We start from the raw sequence: 18847 nt of genomic DNA, 5'->3' as shown, positions 1-18847 counted from the left end.
ATGGGCCCCCGCGCAGCGCTCGGGAGCCCATCATCGTGGTCAGCTGTTGGGGATCAGCGTGTACTTGGTCGACAGGTACTCGTGGATGCCCTCGGCGCCGCCCTCGCGGCCGATGCCGGACTGCTTGACACCGCCGAAGGGAGCTGCGGCGTTCGAGACGACGCCCACGTTCAGACCCATCATGCCGGTCTCGAGCGCGTCGATCATGCGGTGACCGCGAGCGAGGTCCTCGGTGAAGACGTACGAGACCAGGCCGTACTCGGTGTCGTTGGCGAGGCGCACGGCCTCTGCCTCGTCGGCGAAGGTCGCGATGGCGAGCACCGGTCCGAAGATCTCCTCGCGCAGGATCGCGCTGCCGGCGACCACGTCGGTCAGCACGGTGGGCTCGTAGAAGGTGCCGGTGCCCTCTACGGCCTTGCCGCCGGCGAGCACGCGAGCGCCGCGGTCGACGGCGTCGCCCACGAGCTCCTGCGCCTTGGCGACGGCGTCCTCGTCGATCAGCGGGCCGATGGCCACGCCGTCTTCGGTGCCGCGGCCGATCTTCATCGCCTGCACGCGCTCGGCAACGCGACGGGCGAACTCGTCGGCGACGTCCTGGTGCACGATGAAGCGGTTGGCCGCGGTGCAGGCCTGGCCGATGTTGCGGAACTTCGCGGCCATCGCGCCGTCAACCGCCTTGTCGAGGTCGGCGTCCTCGAAGACGACGAACGGGGCGTTGCCGCCCAGCTCCATCGACACCCGCAGGATGCCGTCGGCCGCCTGCGCGATGAGCTTGCGGCCCACCTCGGTCGAGCCGGTGAACGACAGCTTGCGCAGACGAGGGTCGGCGATGATCGGGCCGGACAGCGCGCCGGAGCGCGAGGTCTGCACGACGTTCACGACGCCGGCGGGCAGGCCGGCCTCTTCCAGCAGCTTCGTGAAGAAGATGGTGGTGAGGGGCGTGAGTGCCGGGGGCTTGATGACCACGGTGCAGCCGGCCGCGAGCGCCGGTGCGATCTTGCGGGTCGCCATCGCGAACGGGAAGTTCCACGGGGTGACGAAGAACGACGGGCCCACCGGGCGCTGCGACACGACCATCTGGCCGGTGCCCTCGGGGTTGCTGCCGTAGCGGCCGCTGATGCGCACGGCCTCCTCGCTGAACCAGCGGAGGAACTCGCCGCCGTAGACGACCTCTCCGCGGGCCTCGGCGAGCGGCTTGCCCATCTCGAGGGTCATCAGCAGGGCGAGGTCCTCCTTGTGCTGCTGCACGAGGTCGAAGGCGCGGCGAAGGATGTCGCTGCGGGTGCGCGGGGCGGTCGCGGCCCACGCATCCTGTGCGGCGACGGCGGCGTCGAGAGCCCGGATGCCGTCAGCCGGCGTCGCATCGGCGATCGACGCGATCACCTCGTTGGTTGCGGGGTCGCGCACGTCGAAGGTGCGCCCCTCTTCGGCATCCGTCCACTGGCCGCCGATGAAGAGTCCGCCGGGGACGCGGGAGAGGAGCTCCTGCTCGTTCGATGCGAGTGTCATGTTCGTCTCGATTCTGTCGGTACGTGGGTCGGTCAGCCGCGGCGGGTGCTGGGCGGGGCGTCCACACCCAGCGTCTCACCGCGGAAGAAGGCGGGGGCGAAGATCCGCTGCACCATCATGAGCACCGCTCCGAAGACGAGCAGGCCGACGCCGATGAAGAACACGATGCCGATGCCGCCCTCCCCGTTCGCGTCGGCGCCGATGGCGATGGATCCGTAGTCGGGCGCGAGGCTGTCGACTGCCGTGATCACGAAGAGCACGAGCAGGATGACGCCGCCGACGAGCGGGCTGGCGAACTTGAAGAAGAAGTCCTTGCCGGAGTCGAACCACTGGCGACGGAAGTACCAGACGCACGACAGCGCCGTGATGCCGTAGTAGAAGCAGATCATCATGCCGAGCGCGAGGATCGTGTCCCACAGCGCGTCCTCGCTGAGGAAGCGCATGATGGCGTAGAAGCCGCCGGCGACCACGGCCGAGGCGATGGTCGCGTAGCCGGGCGTGAAGAAGCGCGGGCTGACACCGGCGAACTTGCGCGGCATGGCGCCGTAGTGGCCCATCGCCAGCAGGGTGCGCGCCGGCGAGATGAAGGTCGACTGCAGCGACGACGCCGACGAGGTGAGCACGGCGAGCGAGAGCAGGAAGGCGAGGCCGCCCATCACCGGGCCCGAGAGCGCGAAGAAGACGTTGCCGCCGATGTCCTCGTTGGTGAGTCCGAGGCCCTTGTCGCCGATGCCCGAGTACATGAGGCTGCTGATCGTGAGCAGCAGGTAGATCGCGATGATCGAGACGACCGTGAGCATGGCGGCGCGGCCGGGGGTGCGCTCGGGGTCCTTCGCCTCCTCGTTCATGGTGAGGGTGACGTCCCACCCCCAGAACATGAAGACCGAGGCCGACAGGCCCATGACGATCATCGAGAGACCGCCCTGGATCTCGAACGGGTTGAACCAGGCGAACTCGGGCAGGTTGGCCTCGAAGGCGCCGCCCTGCACGGTCTCGACGATCGCCATGACCGAGAACAGCACGAGGATGGCGAGCTGGAACGCCACGAGGCCGTACTGCAGCTTCTGCGAGGTCGACACGTCGCGGTACGACACCCACGCGGCGAGAGCGACGAAGATCAGGCACACCGCGACGTTCACGAAGGGGTTGCGGGTGATGTCGGCGATGGTCTCGTCGCCCGAGATCTGCGCGATCAGGAGGAAGAGGAAGTCCACGGCGATGCCGGCGAGGTTGGAGAGCACCAGGATGGTCGCGACGATCAGGCCCCAGCCGGCCATCCAGCCGACGTAGGGGCCGAACGCGCGCGTGGCCCAGGTGAAGCTGGTGCCCGAGTCGGGCATGGCCTTGTTGAGCTCGCGGTAGCCGAACGCGACGAGCAGCATCGGGATGAACCCGAGCAGCAGGATCGCCGGCACCTGGAACCCGACGGCGCCGACGGCGCCGCCGATGCCGGCGGTGTAGGTGTACGCGGGGGCGATGCACGAGATGCCCATCACCAGGGCGCCGAGCACGCCGACGGTGCCCACGCTGAGGCCCTTGCGCGAGATGCCGGTCGTCACTCCGGCTTCGGGCGTCGTTGCCCGGTCGATGCTGGACATCAGTTGTCTCCTGCTTCAGCGCGAGTGCGCGGTACGACGATCATCGGGACGGGGAGTTCATGAAGCATCTTCGCGGCGGTCGAACCGAGGAAGAGGCGGCGGGGCTGGGCGAGGCGGCTCGATCCGACGAGGACGACCTCACCCGGATGCCAGCGCAGGTGCGCCACGGCGTCTTCGACGCTGTCTCCGGCGGCGCGCTCGACCTCGGCCGAGACGCCATCGGGAAGCGCGGCGCGCACCTGGGCGAGCACGTCGTCTCCGTGCGCGTTCTGCACCAGGCTGATCGCCCCGGTGTCGAGACCAGCGGGCACGTCGAACGGCACGAGCGACACGAGACGCAGGGTTCCGCGGGCTGCCGCTGCCAGTCGCACGGCGGCGTCGAGCAGCACGTCAGCCCCCTCACGGGTGCCGACGGCCGCGGTGACGCGCGGGATCGGCGCGTCGGCGTCGGCATTGCGACGCGATCCGGCCGGTGCGAGTGCGACGGGGATCGGCGACGAGTGCACGAGCTCGGATGCCACGGAGCCGAGGCGGTGCCGCCCGAGCGTGCTGCCGTTCGCGGCGCCCACCACGAGCAGACGGGCATCGAACTCCTCGCCGGCGGCGATGATGCCCGCGGCGAACGACTCGTTGAAGCGGACGTGCCCGAGACTGCGGACGTCGGCCGGCACCTCGGCGATCGCGGCGCGCAGCCACTCCTCCGCCTGGCCGCGGACGTGATCCTCGAAGGCGCGCTCGGGCGGCACCACCGAGGCGCTGCGCGTGCCGGCCGGCGGCAGGACGATCACCAGGTCGAGGTGCGCGTCGATGCTGCGGGCGAGGCGGATGCCGAGCGCCAGGGCGTCAGCCCCGGCATCCGTCGCCGTGTAGCCGACGACGATCGAACCGGTCATGCGCGGGCGCCCTCGGCGCCGACCTTCTCGACGATCTGCGAGGCGGCGAGGCGGCCCATGCGGATCGCGCCGTCGACGTGCTGGTAGCCGGCGCCTGCCATGTCGCTGCACGCGAAGTGGATCGGACCGACCGCGGCGCGCAGGTCGGCGCCGTAGCGGTGCAGGCCGCCCATGTCGAAGCTCGCGGCGTACGCGCCGCGGGTCCACTCCTCGGTGCCCCAGTCGCTCTCGTAGTAGACGACCGGGTTCTTCGCCTCGGGGCCGTAGTAGTGCGACAGCGACTCGAGGATGCGCTCCTTGCGCTCCTCGGCGCTCAGCGTGAAGAGGTCATCGGCGTTCTGGTCGCTGACGAAGCCGACGAGGGTGCCTCGTTCGTCGCCGTGGTTGGTGTTGTCGTAGGCCTCGTGCGAGAGCTCGTACGGGCTGAACGCGGTGCCGCTCAGGCCCTGCTCGCGCCAGAACGGGCGGTCGTACACGGCGTGCACCTTGATGACGAAGCCCATCGAGAGGTGCTGGTGCAGCTGGTGCTGGCGGCGCGGCAGCGGCGGCACGAACGAGATGCGGTTGTACAGCACGGGTGCGTGCGCGAGGATCGCGTGCTTCGCGCGCACGGTGACGCCGTCGGCGTGTGCGACGACCCCCTCGTCCGACCACTCGAGGGTGCGCACCGGCTGGCCGAGCATGACGTCGTCGCCGAGGCGCTCGGCGAGCAGCAGGGGCACCTGCTGAAGCCCGCCGACGACGCGCTTGTCGAGGATGAAGTCGGCGTCGACGAGATTCGAGTACGAGCCGGCCGATGCCGCCATGAGCAGCGACTGCAGCAGCGAGAACGCGTGCGTCGGCTTGGTGAGCATCGCGGAGCCCGTGGCGAAGGCCAGGTTGCGCACGGCCTCGTCGTCGTCGGTCTGCTGGCGCAGCCAGGCGTCCCAGGTGACGGAGTCCCACTCGGCCGCGTTCGGGTGCTCCCACGGACGGTCGGGGTCGATCTCGGCGACCATGGCGTCGAGACGCTCGGTGATCTCGGCGATCGTCGCCTCGGTCTCGGCAGACACGGGGAACATCTCGCCCGTGAAGCGGTGCAGGGTGCCGTCGGGGCCGACGTAGACGCTGTCGCCGTCGCGGTAGCGGTCGTAGGTCTCGAGGCCCAGCTCGGCGAGCGTGTCCTTCAGGGCGTCCTGATCGGGCGAGACCCACTGGCCGCCCAGCTCCAGCATGGCACCGTCGACGGTGTCGGTCCACAGACGCCCGCCGACCCGGTCACGCGCCTCGAGCACGACGACCGACAGTCCGGCCTTGCGCAGCTCGTTCGCTGCGGTGGTGCCGGCGGCTCCGGCGCCGACGATGACGACGTCGCGAGTGATCTCGTGCTGTGCCATGGGTGATCTCCTTCGATGCAAGATGTTCGAGTGAATGTGCCGGCCGCGATCCCTGATCCCCCGACCAGGATCGCGGCCGGCCGTCTCAGGCGCGCTCGAGCGCGGCGGCGAGGACGTCGATGCCCTCGTTCAGCAGGTCGTCGCCGATCGACAGCGGCGGCAGGAAGCGGATGACGTTGCCGAACGTCCCGCAGGTGAGGATGATGACGCCCTCGGCGACGCAGGCCTTGGCGACGGCGCTCGTGAGCGCGGCGTCAGGGGCACCGGTCTCGGCGTCGACGAACTCGACCGCGATCATGGCGCCGTGCCCGCGGATGTCGCCCAGGCGCGGGTCGTTCTCGCGGATCGCGCCGAGGCGCTCGGTGAGCAGCGCGCCGATCTGCTGTGCGCGCTCGATGAGGCCGTCGTTCTCGAAGGCGTCGATCGCGGCGAGCGCGGCGGCGCAGGCGATCGGGTTTCCGCCGTAGGTGCCGCCGAGGCCGCCGGCGTGAGCCGCGTCCATGATTTCGGCGCGACCGGTGACGCCCGCGAGCGGGAGGCCGGCGGCGATGCCCTTGGCGGTGGTGATCAGGTCGGGCTCGATGCCGAAGATCTCGCTCGCGAACATCGAGCCGGTGCGGGCGAAGCCGGTCTGCACCTCATCGGCGATGAACACCACGCCGTTGTCGCGGCACCAGGCCACGACGGCGTCGAGGAACCCGTCGGCGGGGACGATGAAGCCGCCCTCGCCCTGGATGGGCTCGATGATGACGGCGGCCAGGCTGTCGGCGCCGATCTGCTTCTCGATGAGGGTGATGGCGCGCTTGGCCGCCTCGGCGCCGGTCAGGCCGTCGCGGTAGGGGTACGAGCCGGGCACGCGGTAGACCTCGGGGGCGAACGGACCGAAGCCGGCCTTGTAGGGCATCGACTTGGCGGTGAGCGCCATGGTGAGGTTGGTGCGTCCGTGATAGCCGTGGTCGAACGCGACGACGGCCTGGCGGCCGGTGTGCTTGCGGGCGATCTTGATGGCGTTCTCGACGGCCTCGGCGCCCGAGTTGAACAGGGCGGTCTTCTTGGCGAAGTCGCCGGGGGTGAGACGGTTGAGGGCCTCGGCGACGTCGACGTACGACTCGTACGGCGACACCATGAAGCAGGTGTGGGTGAACTGCGCGGCCTGCGCGGCGACGGCGGCGGCGACCTTCGGGTGCGCGTTGCCGACGCTGGTCACGGCGATGCCGGAGCCGAGGTCGATGAGCGAGTTGCCGTCTGCGTCGAGGACGACGCCGCCACCGGCGGCGACGACGGAGACGGGCATGGAGTGCGCGACTCCGGCGGCCACCGCGTCGGCCTTGCGGGCGAGGATCGCGGCGGAGCGGGGGCCGGGCAGCTCTGTGACGATGCGACGGACCTGCTCGAGGGTGGGTCCGCCTGCGGGAATCGTGGAGGTCTCGTCGATGAGGGTCATGAGGCGAGGTTACGACCGCCAGGAGACCGGATGCATTCGCCGCGGCGTACACTTCTGATGAACACTTCGCCAGACTGTACAAACCCCGAAAGAGGTCCAGGTGGACATCGCCGCCGCCCCGACGCTGCGCACCCTGCTCGGGCACGCCGAGCTGCGCCTCTCGCTGGTCTCGGAGGAGGCATCGCTGCCGGACGGGGCGCTCGACGTGCCCGTGCGCTGGGTGCACAGCTCCGACCTCGTCGACCCCACCCCGTTCCTCGCCGATGACCTCGCGCTGCTGACGACGGGCAGCCAGTTCGCCGACAGCGACGGGCCCGGTGCCGCCTCCTACGTCGAGCGCCTCGTTCGCCGCGGTGTGCTGGCGCTCGGATTCGGCTCCGGGGTGCACCGCGTCGGCCCGTCCGACGAGCTCGTCGCGGCCTGCGCCGAGGCCGGGCTCGCCCTGTTCGAGGTGCCCTACGACATCCCCTTCCTCGCCATCGCCCGCGCCCACGCCGAGGCGATGGCCGCGCACGCCTACGCCCGGCGCACCTGGGCGCTCGAGGTGCAGCGCGCGCTGGCCGTGGCCGCCCTGCGCCCGCGCGGCCTCGAGGCGACTCTCACCGAGCTCGCCCGCCGCCTCGACTGCTGGGTCGGACTCTTCGACTCGAGCGGGGCGATCGCGCAAGAGCATCCGGCCGCGCTCGACGGCGGCGCTGATGCCGTCGCGGATGCCGTGGCCGAGCTGCTCGCGAGGGGAACGACCGCGAGCCGCTCGCTCTCGGCCGGCGAGCGCACCGTCACCCTGTTCACCTTCGGCCGCACCGGTCAGCTGAAGGGCGTGATCGGGGTCGACCTCAGCCCGATCGACGCCGAGGCGCGCGCGGTCATCACTACCGCGATCGCCATGGCCGGCCTGTCGCTCGAGCAGAGCGAGCAGCTCGCCCGCGGACGACGGCGCATGCACACCCAGCTGCTCGCCTCGCTGCGAGACGACGATCCGGCCCTCGCGCGCCGCACGCTGGGCGCGCTGCCGCCCGCGCCGATGCTCGTCGCGACGGCCGATGCCGCTCCGGTCGACGCCGTGGTCGGCTGGTTCGAGCGGCAGCGGGCGGTGGGCGGCACGGTGTCGTTCGTGGCCGAGGATGCCGACGGGCTGACGATCTGCCTCGGCGCATCGTCGAGGGGCCTGCTCGACCAGGTCGCCGAGCGCTTCGGCATCCGGATCGGGGTCTCGGAGCCGGCCGAGTACGGCGAGTTCTCGCACGCTCACGCGCAGGCGATGACCGCGCTGCAGCGTTCAGGCGGCGACGGCGTCATCGAGTACCACGACGTGGAATCGGGCGGCGTGCTCGACGCGCTCGTCTCGGGCGAGACCCGCACTCTCGCGCGCACCCGCCTCGCCCCGCTGCGCACGCATGACGCGACCACCGGTGCCGAGCTCGAGCGCACCCTGCGGGTCTGGCTCGAGCACGATGCGCATGCCGAGCAGACGGCTGCGGCGCTCGGCATCCATCGACACACGCTGCGCACCCGCATCGCGCAGGCGGCGGGACTGCTCGGAGCCGACCTCACCTCGTTCCCGGCACGCGCCGAGCTCTGGGCGACCCTGCGCGCAGCCGGCTGACGGCCGCGTGCAGAGGCGTCGGCGTACGCTCCGCGCGGAGATGTGCACCTGCCGCGGACCGATCACGCGCATCCGGCCGCGCGAAGCGCACACTCCCGCGCCAGGCGCGCGCGGGGTCCGACGCGATCAGCGTCGGGGTGCCTGCGCTGCCGCGCGGTCGCGGGCGATGAGCACCCGCACGCAGCCCCAGCCCATCGCCGCGACCCCCACCACGACGAGCACCACGCCGGCGAGCCACGCTGCGTCGTCCCACGGGACGTAGCCGTACGACACCGCATTCAGGAACCGCCCCAGGCCCTCGGGGAACTCGACGATGCTGCCGCCGTCTCCGAACACCCACAGGCCGATGCCCAGCGTCGTCGCTCCGAGCCCGACGAACACGAACGCGGTCGCGGACTCGCGACGCCCTGGTTCGACCTTCTCGAGGTGCGATCCCTCGGCCGCGATGCGCGGAGCGCGCAGCGACAGCACGGGCATCACGATGATGAGGATGACCGCGAGCGGTGCGCACACGCCCACGACGTATCCGGCACCGGGCACGAGGGCGAGCTGGGCGCCGATGCCCTCGCTCCACCAGTAGTGGAAGCCGTTGTTCGCCGAGGTGGCATCGTCGATGGTCTGCCGCACGCCGGGGAACGCGACCGCGACCGCCTGCACGACTCCGACCGGCACGGCGACGAACAGCGGGGCGATGAAGCACGCGGTCATGAGCCGCAGCAGCACGGTGCCGACCTGCGAGAGCGGCTTCCAGGCCATCTCGAGCATGCACCAGCCTGCGTACACGGCAGGAGCCGCGATCGACAGGGTGCCCCAGGGCCGGTCGCCACCGGCATCCGCCAGCGAGTCGAACACGCCCCAGACCCCGGCGGCTATCGCGGCGATCAGCACGACGAGGTTCGCCCCGCTGAGCATCGCCCTCAGGTCGGTGCGGAACGGATGCGGATCGTCGATCGCCTCATCGACCACTGTGCTGCGCTCGTCCATGCGGCTCCTCCCCCGACGTCACGCCGCTCACACTACCGCGGAGCACCTGCAGCGCCCCGGATCAGCGGGGAGCGTGCGCCTCGAGGAATTCGTAGACGTCGGTCGTGTCGACACCGGGGAACGACCCGGTCGGCAGGGTCGCGAGCAGGGTGCGCGGGGTGCGCACGTTGGGCCATGCCTGATCGCGCCAGCGCTGCTCGAGCTCGGCCGGCGCACGGCGGCAGCAGGTCTCGACCGAGTGCTTCGACACCGCACGGTTCGGGGTGTCGCGCCCGACGAACCACTTCGTGTCATCGAAGCGCACGCCGACGCTCACCGAGTGCATCCCCTCGCTCGACGGTTCGACGCGGGCCGTGCACCAGTAGGTGCCGTTGCCCGTGTCGGTGTACTGGTAGTACGGGTTGAAGCGGTCGTCGACGTCGAAGACCTCGCGGCTGGTCCAGCGCCGGCAGCACATCTGCCCCTCGATCGAGCCCAGCCGATCGGTCGGGAAGTTCACGTCGTCGTTCTCGTACGCCTTCGTGATGGTGCCCGACTCGTGCACCTTGAGGAAGTGCACCGGGATGCCCAGGTGCCGCGTCGCCAGATTCGTGAACCGGTGCGCCGCGGTCTCGTACGACACCGAGTACGCGTCGCGCAGGTCTTCGATCGAGATCGCGCGGCGCTCCTTCGCGTCCTTCAGCACGGGCACGACGTGCGACTCGGGCACGAGCAGGGCTCCGGTGAGGTAGTTCGTCTCGACTCGCTGCCGCAGGAACTCGGCATAGCTGCGGGGCTCGGAATGCCCGAGGATGCGGCTCGACAGCGCCTGCAGCACGGCCGTGCGCGCATCTCCCTTGGCGGGGATGCTGCTCGAGAGGTACAGCCGGCCGTGCGCGAGATCGGCGACGCTGCGAGTCGACTGCGGCAGGTCGGGCGCGTAGTGCAGCGTGAAGCCGAGGTGCGCGGCGATCTCGGATGCGGTGCGCTGGGTGAGAGGGCCACCAGGGTGGCCGACGGCGTCGAGGATCTCGCTGGCCTGCGCTTCGAGGTCGGAGAAGTAGTTGTCCTGCGTGCGCATCAGGTGGCGCAGTTCGAGGTTGGCGCGACGCGCCTCCTCCGGGGTGGCGGCGCGCTCGTCGCGCAGCCGCTCGATCTCTCCGTGCAGGGCGAGCATCGCGTCGATCGCGTCGTCGGGAAGCGATTTGCCGATGCGGAACGACGGGATGCCGAGGGCACGGAAGGTCTGCCCCTTCATGGCGCGCTCGAGGGCGATCTCGCGCGTCGCGCGCTGGTCGAGCGGCTCGCCCTCCAGCAGGCCGTCGAGGGAGGTGCCGAGCACCTTGGCGATCGTCTGCAGCAGCGTGAGCTTGGGCTCGCGCTTGCCCGTCTCGAACATCGACACCTGGCTGGGAGCGCGGTCGATGCGGCTCGCGAGCTCTTCCAGTGTCATGCCCTGCGCGGTGCGCAGCTGGCGGATGCGCCGGCCGATGATGAGCGCGTCGGAGTCGTCTGTCATGCGAGGAGTCTGTCACAGAAACAGAAATTCGCGCGAACTTCTCTGCGCATTTGGTCATTGCGAACGGTCTTCTTCACACACAGTGGATGTCACAGCCACCGGCCACCGAGGCCGACCGGACATCTCACGGAGGAGACAGATCATGAGCATTCCCACTGCGACCGCACCGACTCGCACCGTCGACGCAGCCGTCTCCGCCGGACTCGGCCCGAGGCTGCACGTCACCGGCCCGCAGCTCGACCGCCAGGGCGAGATCCTCACCAGGGAGGCCATCGCCTTCCTCACCGAGCTGCACCACCGATTCGGCGGCCGCCGCCACGACCGTCTGGCCGACCGGCAGCGCGCGAGGTTCGAGATCGGCAACGGCCGCGACCCGCGCTTCCGTGAGGACACCGCGCACATCCGGGCCGACGCCGACTGGCGCGTCGCCGGCGCAGGCCCCGGCCTGGAGGACCGCCGGGTCGAGATCACCGGGCCCACCGACCCGAAGATGACCATCAACGCTCTGAACTCCGGAGCCAAGGTGTGGCTGGCCGACCTCGAGGACGCGACCAGCCCGACCTGGCGCAACATCATCGGCGGCCAGCTCTCGCTGCGCGACGCGATCCGCGGCGAGCTCTCCCACACTGCGGCCGATGGCAGGGAGTACCGCGTCACCGCCGAGCAGACCCCCACGATCGTGATGCGACCTCGGGGCTGGCACCTGAGCGAGAAGCACATCGAGTTCACCGACCGCACGGGGCGCCGGCTGGCGGCATCCGGGTCGCTGATCGACTTCGGCCTGTACTTCTTCCACAACGCCCAGGCCCTCATCGACGCCGGTCGCGGTCCGTACTTCTACATCCCCAAGCTCGAGTCGAGCGAAGAGGCACGGCTGTGGAACGACGTCTTCTCGTTCAGCGAGGAGTACATCGGCATCCCGCACGGCACCATTCGCGCGACGGTGCTGATCGAGACGCTTCCCGCCGCCTTCGAGATGGACGAGATCCTCTACGAGCTGCGCGACCACTGCGCGGGACTCAACGCCGGGCGCTGGGACTACATCTTCTCGATCATCAAGAACTACCGCGGGCGCGGGGCGCGCTTCGTGCTCCCCGACCGCAGCGAGGTGACGATGACCGTGCCGTTCATGCGGGCGTACACCGAGCTGCTGGTGCAGACCTGTCACAAGCGCGGAGCGCATGCGATCGGCGGTATGAGCGCCTTCATCCCGAACCGCGGCGACGCCGAGACGACCGAGCGCGCCCTCGAGAAGGTCGCCGCAGACAAGCGCCGCGAGGCCGGCGACGGATTCGACGGCACCTGGGTGGCCCACCCCGACCTGATCCCCGCAGCTCAGGCCGAGTTCGACGCCGTGCTCGGCGAGCGCCCGAACCAGCTCGACCGGCGGCGCGACGACGTCGAGGTGACGGCGGCGCAGCTGCTCGACCTGCGCATCGGCCGTCCGGTGACCGACGCCGGCGTGCACGAGAACGTCTCCGTCGCCATCCGCTACCTCGAGGCGTGGCTGCGCGGACAGGGCGCCGTCGCCATCGACGGCCTGATGGAAGACGCCGCCACCGCCGAGATCAGCCGCTCGCAGGTGTGGCAGTGGATCCACCAGGATCGCCGCACCGAAGAGGGCACGGCGATCACCGTCGAGCACATCGAGGGTCTGATCCGGCAGGTGCTGGCCGAGGCCGAGCGGCACGACGGCGACCGCTTCGACGACGCCGCCGCGGTCTTCCGCGAGGTGACGCTGCAGCCCGAGTTCCCCACCTTCCTCACCCTGCCGGCGTACTCCCGGTACCTGACCGACTGACCGACCATCCCCATCGAAGAAGGACATGCCATGACCCGCTACCAGGACGACATCGCCGCCATCCAGCAGCTGAAAGACGAGCAGGGCTCCGGCTGGAGCGCCATCGACCCCGAGTCGGCAGCCCGCATGCGCGCACAGAACCGCTTCCGCACCGGGCTCGAGATCGCGCAGTACACCGCAGACATCATGCGCCGCGACATGCAGGAGTACGACGCCGACTCCTCGGTCTACACCCAGTCGCTCGGCGTCTGGCACGGCTTCATCGGCCAGCAGAAGATGATCTCGATCAAGAAGCACCTGAAGTCGACGAACAAGCGCTACCTCTACCTGTCGGGATGGATGGTCGCCGCCCTCCGCTCGGAGTTCGGCCCGCTCCCCGACCAGTCGATGCACGAGAAGACCGCGGTTCCCGCGCTGATCGAAGAGCTCTACACCTTCCTCCGCCAGGCGGATGCCCGTGAGCTCGACCTCCTGTTCACGCAGCTCGACGCGGCACGCGCGGCCGGCGACACCACAGGCGCCGAGTTCATCCAGTCGCAGATCGACGGCTACGAGACCCACGTCGTGCCGATCATCGCCGACATCGACGCCGGCTTCGGCAACCCCGAGGCGACGTACCTGCTGGCCAAGAAGATGATCGAGGCGGGCGCCTGCGCCATCCAGATCGAGAACCAGGTGTCGGATGAGAAGCAGTGCGGCCACCAGGACGGAAAGGTCACCGTTCCCCACGAGGACTTCCTCGCGAAGATCAACGCGGTGCGCTACGCCTTCCTCGAGCTCGGCATCGACAACGGCATCATCGTCGCGCGCACCGACTCGCTCGGCGCCGGCCTCACCCAGAAGATCGCCGTGTCGCACCAGCCCGGCGACCTGGGCGACCAGTACAACTCGTTCCTCGACGTCGAAGAGGTCTCGTCCGACGGCCTCGGCGACGGCGACGTCGTGATCAAGCGCGACGGCAGGCTGCTGCGCCCGCGGCGACTCGCGAGCAACCTGTACCAGTTCCGGCCGGGCACGGGCGTCGACCGCGTCGTGCTCGACTGCATCACCTCGCTGCAGCACGGCGCCGACCTGCTCTGGATCGAGACCGAGAAGCCGCACGTCGAGCAGATCGCCGGCATGGTCGATCGCATCCGCGAGGTCGTCCCGAACGCGAAGCTCGTCTACAACAACAGCCCGTCGTTCAACTGGACGCTGAACTTCCGCCAGCAGGCCTACGACGCCATGGTCGAGCAGGGCCAGGACGTCTCGGCGTACGACCGCGACAGGCTGATGAGCGTCGAGTACGACGACACCGAGCTCGCGACTCTGGCCGACGAGAAGATCCGCACCTTCCAGCGCGACGGCTCGGCGCGTGCCGGCATCTTCCACCACCTCATCACGCTCCCGACGTACCACACGGCCGCACTGTCGACCGATGACCTCGCGAAGGGCTACTTCGGCGACGAGGGCATGCTGGCCTACGTCAAGGGAGTGCAGCGCCGCGAGATCCGCGGCGGCATCGCCACCGTCAAGCACCAGAACATGGCCGGCTCCGACCTGGGCGACAACCACAAGGAGTACTTCGCCGGCGAGGCGGCCCTCAAGGCCGGCGGTCAGCACAACACGATGAACCAGTTCAGCTGATCCGAGGTGCGCTGAGCGAGAGGCCGGATGCCGCATCCGGCCTCTCCCGCGTCGCCACGCGACCTGATAGGAGTGAGACATGACATCGACCGCTGACCTCTACGACCTGCACGGCGACGACCTGCAGTCGCTGCCGCTGCAGCTGCGCTCCTTCGGCGGGCACGCCTCGTTCGAGGGCCCGATCCGCACCGTTCGCTGCTTTCAGGACAACGCTCTGCTGAAGTCGGTCCTCTCCTCGCCCGGCGAGGGGGCGGTGCTCGTGGTCGACGGCGACGGCTCGTACGGCACGGCGCTGATGGGCGACATGATCGCGCAGCTCGCCGTCGACAACGGCTGGGCCGGCGTCGTCATCAACGGCTGCGTTCGCGACAGCGTCGCGCTCGGCACCATGCCCCTGGGCGTCAAAGCTCTCGGCACCAATCCGCGCAAGAGCGGCAAGCAGGGCACGGGCGAGGCCGACGTCACCCTGGAGTTCGGCGGAGTCTCGTTCCGTCCCGGCGCGCGGCTGTACGCCGACGCGGACGGCGTGCTCGTCGAGCGCTGAGCCTCAGGCATCCGGAGAAGATCCCGCATTTCTTCGGATGCCGGGGTTTCACCGCTTCTCGCCCCTGTCTCAGACCGGTTCGGGGCGTTCGGCCGCGAGTACGATCGAAGGCGTGACCGAACGCGCCCCGCTCTCCCGCAAACTGTCCGCCATCGCCGAGTCCGCCACGCTGAAGGTGGATGCCAAGGCCAAGGCCCTCAAGGCCGAGGGCAAGCCCGTCATCTCGTATGCCGCCGGCGAGCCCGACTTCGCGACCCCGCAGTTCATCGTCGATGCCGCCGCCGAGGCGCTCGCGAACCCGGCGAACTACCGCTACACCCCTGCCGCCGGCCTTCCCGAGCTGCGCGAGGCGATCGCCGCGAAGACGCTGCGCGACTCGGGGCTCGAGGTCTCGCCCAGCCAGGTCATCGTCACCAACGGCGGCAAGCAGTCGGTGTACCAGGCCTTCCAGGCCGTGGTGAACCCCGGCGACGAGGTGCTGCTGCCCGCGCCGTACTGGACCACCTATCCCGAGGCGATCCAGCTGGCCGACGGCGTGCCCGTCGAGGTCTTCGCCGGTGCCGACCAGGAGTACAAGGTCACCGTCGAGCAGCTCGAGGCCGCCCGCACCGAGCGCACCACCGTGCTCGTGTTCGTCTCGCCGTCGAACCCGACCGGCTCGGTGTACACGGCTGACGAGACCAGGGCGATCGCCGAATGGGCCCTCGAGCACGGCATCTGGGTGATCAGCGACGAGATCTACCAGAACCTCACCTACGAGGGAGTCAAGGCGACCTCGATCGTCGAGGCGCTGCCCGCGATCGCGAACCAGACCATCCTCGTCAACGGCGTCGCGAAGACGTACGCCATGACCGGCTGGCGAGTCGGCTGGATGGTCGGCCCCGCCGACGCCATCAAGGTCGCCGCGAACCTGCAGTCGCACCTGTCGAGCAACGTCAACAACGTCGCGCAGCGCGGTGCCATCGCGGCGCTGAACGGCCCGCAGGACGAGGCCGAGCAGATGCGCGAGGCATTCGACCGCCGCCGCCGCCTGATCGTCGACGAGCTGTCGAAGATCGACGGCATGGTCGTTCCGACCCCGAAGGGCGCGTTCTACGTGTACCCCGACGTGCAGGGTCTGCTGAACCGCACCTGGACGCGACGCGACGGCAGCACGGTGACGCCGACCACCTCGCTCGAACTCGCCGACTTCATCCTCGACGAGGCCGAGGTCGCGGTGGTGCCGGGTGAGGCGTTCGGTCCCTCCGGCTACCTGCGCCTGTCGTATGCGCTGGGCGACGACCAGCTGCTCGAGGGCGTGCAGCGCCTGCAGCGCCTGTTCTCGGTCTGAGCATCAGGAGCGAGGTCGCGGTCGTCTCGTCCTCGCCCCCTCCTGTCGCCGTCGCCCCCTCTGGTCCGCGTGGATCAGAGGGGGCGACGACGTTCAGAGGGGCGACGACGCGTGAGACCTGGCAGTCCTGGTGCCCGCGTCAGCCCTGGTGCCCGATCAGCCACGGCACGCCGAAGCGGTCGACGAGCGTTCCGTCGTGGTCTCCCCACGGGCGCTTCTGCAGCGGATCGATGACGCGGCCGCCCTCGGCGAGCGCGTCGAACCACGACGCGAGCGTCGCGGGGTCGGCGGTGCCGAGCAGCGAGAAGAACATGCCGCTCATCTCGAACGTGCCCTCGCCGGTGGCGGCATCCGCCCCCGCGAGCTCGACGGGGCCGTCGACGAGCATCCCGTGCGCAATCGCCTCAGCGGGTCCGTCGTCGCGGCCCGCCTGCTCGTAGGTGAACAGGCGCGGCTCGCCCCCGAACACGGTCGAGTAGAACGACAGGGCCTCGGCGGCGCTGCCGGGGAACAGGAGATAGGGGATCAGTCCGCTCATCCGGCGAGTGTATGCGGCCCGCCGGCATGCCGCTACAGGTCGACGCCGACGAGCACGGGCTCGGGCTGCAGCAGCAGACCGAACTCGGAGTGCACCCGGCTCTGGATGAACCGGGCCAGCTCGCCCAGCTCGGCAGCGGTCGCGCCGCCGCGGTTGGTGAGCGCGAGCGCGTGCTTGGTCGAGACGCCGGCTCGCGACTGCGGCAGGTGGAATCCCTTGCGGATGCCTGCGTTCTCGATCAGCCAGGCGGCGCTGACCTTGACCATTCCCACCGGCTTCTCATCGCGCGGCGCGAGTCCGTAGTACGAGTCGAGCGGGATGACCGTCACCGAGTCGAGGTCGGGCTCCACGGGCCAGCGCGGGCACTCGGGCGGAAGGCTGCGTGCGACGGGCTCGGGCACGATCGCATTCTGGAAGAACGACCCGGCACTCCACGTGTCGGGGTCGTCGGCGTCGAGCAGCATGCCCTTCGCCGCGCGCGTCTCGAGGATGCGCGAGCGCACCCAGGCGAGGGGCACGGCCTCGTAGTCGACGAGGCCCAGGGCCCTGCGCAGCTGCTCGCCGCGCACCACGCGGCCGGCGTCGCCGGTGACCGCGAGATCGAGGGTCACCGAGAGGATCACGGCGCGGCGGCCCTGCGCCTCGCCGTAGTGATGCTTGAGCACAGAGGTGCGGAATCCGAGGCCGAGCTCGGCTGCCGGCAGCACCACAGGGGCGCTCTCGTGCTCGTCGATCAGCTCGACCTCGACGAGCGTCTCCTGGATCTCCTGCCCGTAGGCGCCGACGTTCTGCACGGGTGCGGCACCGACGGTGCCGGGGATGCCGCTCATCGCCTCGATGCCGGCGTAGCCGCGCTCGACGGCGTACGCCACGAGCACATCCCAGTTGTGTCCGGCCTGCACGCGAAGCCTGATCCGGCCCTCGTGGGGCGAGGGCAGCTCTTCGATGCCCTCTGTCAGCACCCGGATGACCGTGCCCTCGAACGGCTCGTCGCCGACGAACAGGTTCGACCCGCCGCCCAGCACGAACCAGTCGTCGCCGGTCGACCAGACGTCCTGCAGCGCGGCGAACAGCTGCTCACGGGTGGCGGCCTCCAGCATCCGCTGCGGTGCCGCGCCGGTGCGCAGGGTGGTCAGCTCCCGCAGGGCGAGGGGTGCGATCTCGGTCGCTCCGGTGGATGCCATGTCAGAGCGCGACCCGCAGCTGGGCCTTCACGAGCACGGTCGTCTCTGCGGCCTTGACGGTGAGGTCGATGCGCGCGGCGGTCTCTTCGACAACACCGACCTTCGCCACGATGTGCACGTCGGCGCCGGCCTCGGCGTCGACGACGACGGGCTTGGTGAACCGGACGCCGTAGTCGACGACCTCGGTGCCGGCCGGAAGCGCGGAGAGCACGACCGACGAGGCGATGCCCATCGTCAGCATCCCGTGCGCGAGCACGCCGGGCAGACCGACGGCGGCCGCGACGTCGTCGCGGTAGTGGATCGGGTTGAAGTCGCCGGATGCGCCTGCGTAGCGCACGAGGGACTCCCGAGTCAGGTGCAGGGTGCGCTCGGCGATCACGTCGCCCACGGTGAACTCGGTCATCACGCGGCCTCGCCTTCGCTGTCGGATCCGACCAGCAGCACGCTGACGGCGGTGACGACGTGGTCTCCTGCCGCGTCGGTGATGGTCGCCTCGCTCGTGATCATCGCGTTGCCACCGAGAGAGCGGATGCCGGTGACCGCGAGCTGGGCGGTCAGCTCGTCGCCCGCGACGATCGGGCGCGTGTACTGGAAGCGCTGCTCGGCGTGGATGGTGCGCGCCAGCGCGATGCCGGAGTCGGGCTCGGAGAGCAGCTGCTGCAGCGTGAGGTCCTGGATCACCATCGGGAAGGTGGGCGGAGCGACGACGTCTGCGTAGCCTGCCGCACGGGCGGCGTCGACGTCGAGATGCTGCGGGGCGTCGGCGAAGACCGCGCGCGCGAACTCGCGCACCTTCTCACGGCCGACGAGGTACGGGGCCGTCGGCGGGAACTCCCGGCCGACCAGTTCACTGTTCACGGGCACCCCTCGATCCTAGCCGCGGGCGCTTCGGCACCCTCCGGCGAGCGCCGGAAGA

At 70.1% G+C, this 18847-nt stretch carries 16 protein-coding genes; 5 read left to right on the top strand and 11 right to left on the bottom strand.

The genetic code is table 11. The features are described 5' to 3' along the window. Positions 1-39: 39 nt before the first annotated feature. The 5 genes from AB0N59_RS07280 to gabT form a co-directional block, all read right to left on the bottom strand. On the bottom strand, positions 40-1509 hold the full coding sequence (locus tag AB0N59_RS07280; protein ID WP_363480789.1) for an NAD-dependent succinate-semialdehyde dehydrogenase: 1470 nt from the start codon (positions 1507-1509) through the stop codon (positions 40-42). Between the two features lie 32 nt (positions 1510-1541). After that, the gene (locus AB0N59_RS07275) at positions 1542-3107 is read right to left on the bottom strand and encodes an APC family permease (protein ID WP_363480786.1); all 1566 of its coding nucleotides are present in this window, start codon (positions 3105-3107) and stop codon (positions 1542-1544) included. After that, a complete protein-coding gene (locus AB0N59_RS07270; protein ID WP_363480784.1) occupies positions 3107-4000 on the bottom strand; it encodes a universal stress protein in 894 nt (297 codons plus the stop codon). The genes AB0N59_RS07275 and AB0N59_RS07270 overlap by 1 nt, the downstream gene beginning before the upstream one ends. Then, a complete protein-coding gene (locus AB0N59_RS07265; protein ID WP_363480781.1) occupies positions 3997-5376 on the bottom strand; it encodes an NAD(P)/FAD-dependent oxidoreductase in 1380 nt (459 codons plus the stop codon). Before AB0N59_RS07265 ends, AB0N59_RS07270 begins: the two co-directional genes overlap by 4 nt. A gap of 85 nt (positions 5377-5461) precedes the next feature. Continuing rightward, a complete protein-coding gene (gabT, locus tag AB0N59_RS07260; protein WP_363480778.1) occupies positions 5462-6820 on the bottom strand; it encodes a 4-aminobutyrate--2-oxoglutarate transaminase in 1359 nt (452 codons plus the stop codon). Positions 6821-6920: 100 nt separating this feature from the next. Here gabT and AB0N59_RS07255 point away from each other — a divergent pair, with 100 nt between their 5' ends. Continuing rightward, positions 6921-8426: a PucR family transcriptional regulator gene (locus tag AB0N59_RS07255; protein WP_363480775.1), complete on the top strand. Its 1506-nt coding sequence runs from the start codon at positions 6921-6923 to the stop codon at positions 8424-8426. A 126-nt stretch (positions 8427-8552) separates the two neighbouring features. Here the strand turns inward: AB0N59_RS07255 and AB0N59_RS07250 are convergent, their stop codons facing one another. Both AB0N59_RS07250 and AB0N59_RS07245 read right to left on the bottom strand, forming a co-directional pair. Continuing rightward, a complete protein-coding gene (locus tag AB0N59_RS07250) occupies positions 8553-9410 on the bottom strand; it encodes a hypothetical protein (protein WP_363480772.1) in 858 nt (285 codons plus the stop codon). Between the two features lie 61 nt (positions 9411-9471). Next, entirely contained in the window at positions 9472-10908 is a 1437-nt protein-coding gene (locus AB0N59_RS07245) for a helix-turn-helix domain-containing protein (RefSeq protein WP_363480769.1), read from the bottom strand. A gap of 142 nt (positions 10909-11050) precedes the next feature. Here AB0N59_RS07245 and aceB point away from each other — a divergent pair, with 142 nt between their 5' ends. From aceB to AB0N59_RS07225, 4 genes are all read left to right on the top strand, one after another. Continuing rightward, positions 11051-12709: a malate synthase A gene (gene aceB / locus AB0N59_RS07240; RefSeq protein WP_363480766.1), complete on the top strand. Its 1659-nt coding sequence runs from the start codon at positions 11051-11053 to the stop codon at positions 12707-12709. Positions 12710-12739: 30 nt separating this feature from the next. Then, entirely contained in the window at positions 12740-14335 is a 1596-nt protein-coding gene (locus AB0N59_RS07235) for an isocitrate lyase (protein WP_363480763.1), read from the top strand. A gap of 79 nt (positions 14336-14414) precedes the next feature. Further along, positions 14415-14879 (top strand): ribonuclease E activity regulator RraA, encoded by a 465-nt coding sequence (gene rraA / locus AB0N59_RS07230; RefSeq protein WP_363480760.1) that lies wholly within the window; start codon positions 14415-14417, stop codon positions 14877-14879. 112 nt (positions 14880-14991) lie between these two features. Next, entirely contained in the window at positions 14992-16209 is a 1218-nt protein-coding gene (locus AB0N59_RS07225) for a pyridoxal phosphate-dependent aminotransferase (RefSeq protein WP_363480757.1), read from the top strand. A 139-nt stretch (positions 16210-16348) separates the two neighbouring features. Here AB0N59_RS07225 and AB0N59_RS07220 read toward each other — a convergent pair whose 3' ends face one another. The 4 genes from AB0N59_RS07220 to AB0N59_RS07205 are packed head-to-tail and all read right to left on the bottom strand — an operon-like array spanning position 16349 to position 18795. Further along, complete coding sequence (locus tag AB0N59_RS07220; RefSeq protein ID WP_363480754.1) at positions 16349-16747, bottom strand: VOC family protein; 399 nt, start codon at positions 16745-16747, stop codon at positions 16349-16351. Positions 16748-16779: 32 nt separating this feature from the next. Beyond that, positions 16780-17931 carry a UDP-N-acetylmuramate dehydrogenase gene (locus AB0N59_RS07215; RefSeq protein WP_363480751.1) on the bottom strand — a complete coding sequence of 384 codons (1152 nt, stop codon included), beginning with the start codon at positions 17929-17931 and terminating at the stop codon, positions 16780-16782. Between the two features lies 1 nt (position 17932). Beyond that, on the bottom strand, positions 17933-18334 hold the full coding sequence (locus AB0N59_RS07210) for a MaoC/PaaZ C-terminal domain-containing protein (protein ID WP_363480748.1): 402 nt from the start codon (positions 18332-18334) through the stop codon (positions 17933-17935). After that, positions 18334-18795 (bottom strand): MaoC family dehydratase N-terminal domain-containing protein, encoded by a 462-nt coding sequence (locus AB0N59_RS07205; RefSeq protein ID WP_363480745.1) that lies wholly within the window; start codon positions 18793-18795, stop codon positions 18334-18336. The genes AB0N59_RS07210 and AB0N59_RS07205 overlap by 1 nt, the downstream gene beginning before the upstream one ends. Positions 18796-18847 lie beyond the last annotated feature (52 nt).

Source organism: Microbacterium sp. NPDC089321 (genome assembly GCF_040684935.1).
Classification (GTDB): Bacteria; Actinomycetota; Actinomycetes; order Actinomycetales; family Microbacteriaceae; genus Microbacterium.
The sequence above is the reverse complement of the archived record's forward strand: the minus strand, read 5'-3'. Positions and strand labels throughout refer to the sequence as shown.

Bases quoted from the DNA above. Each gene is read 5' to 3' on its own strand.
- AB0N59_RS07270 (WP_363480784.1), bottom strand. From the start codon at position 4,000: ATGACCGGTTCGATCGTCGTCGGCTACACGGCGACGGATGCCGGGGCT.
- AB0N59_RS07220 (WP_363480754.1), bottom strand. From the start codon at position 16,747: ATGAGCGGACTGATCCCCTATCTCCTGTTCCCCGGCAGCGCCGCCGAG.
- AB0N59_RS07250 (WP_363480772.1), bottom strand. From the start codon at position 9,410: ATGGACGAGCGCAGCACAGTGGTCGATGAGGCGATCGACGATCCGCAT.
- AB0N59_RS07265 (WP_363480781.1), bottom strand. From the start codon at position 5,376: ATGGCACAGCACGAGATCACTCGCGACGTCGTCATCGTCGGCGCCGGA.
- AB0N59_RS07210 (WP_363480748.1), bottom strand. From the start codon at position 18,334: ATGACCGAGTTCACCGTGGGCGACGTGATCGCCGAGCGCACCCTGCAC.
- AB0N59_RS07235 (WP_363480763.1), top strand. From the start codon at position 12,740: ATGACCCGCTACCAGGACGACATCGCCGCCATCCAGCAGCTGAAAGAC.
- AB0N59_RS07280 (WP_363480789.1), bottom strand. From the start codon at position 1,509: ATGACACTCGCATCGAACGAGCAGGAGCTCCTCTCCCGCGTCCCCGGC.
- AB0N59_RS07245 (WP_363480769.1), bottom strand. From the start codon at position 10,908: ATGACAGACGACTCCGACGCGCTCATCATCGGCCGGCGCATCCGCCAG.
- aceB (WP_363480766.1), top strand. From the start codon at position 11,051: ATGAGCATTCCCACTGCGACCGCACCGACTCGCACCGTCGACGCAGCC.
- rraA (WP_363480760.1), top strand. From the start codon at position 14,415: ATGACATCGACCGCTGACCTCTACGACCTGCACGGCGACGACCTGCAG.
- AB0N59_RS07215 (WP_363480751.1), bottom strand. From the start codon at position 17,931: ATGGCATCCACCGGAGCGACCGAGATCGCACCCCTCGCCCTGCGGGAG.
- gabT (WP_363480778.1), bottom strand. From the start codon at position 6,820: ATGACCCTCATCGACGAGACCTCCACGATTCCCGCAGGCGGACCCACC.
- AB0N59_RS07275 (WP_363480786.1), bottom strand. From the start codon at position 3,107: ATGTCCAGCATCGACCGGGCAACGACGCCCGAAGCCGGAGTGACGACC.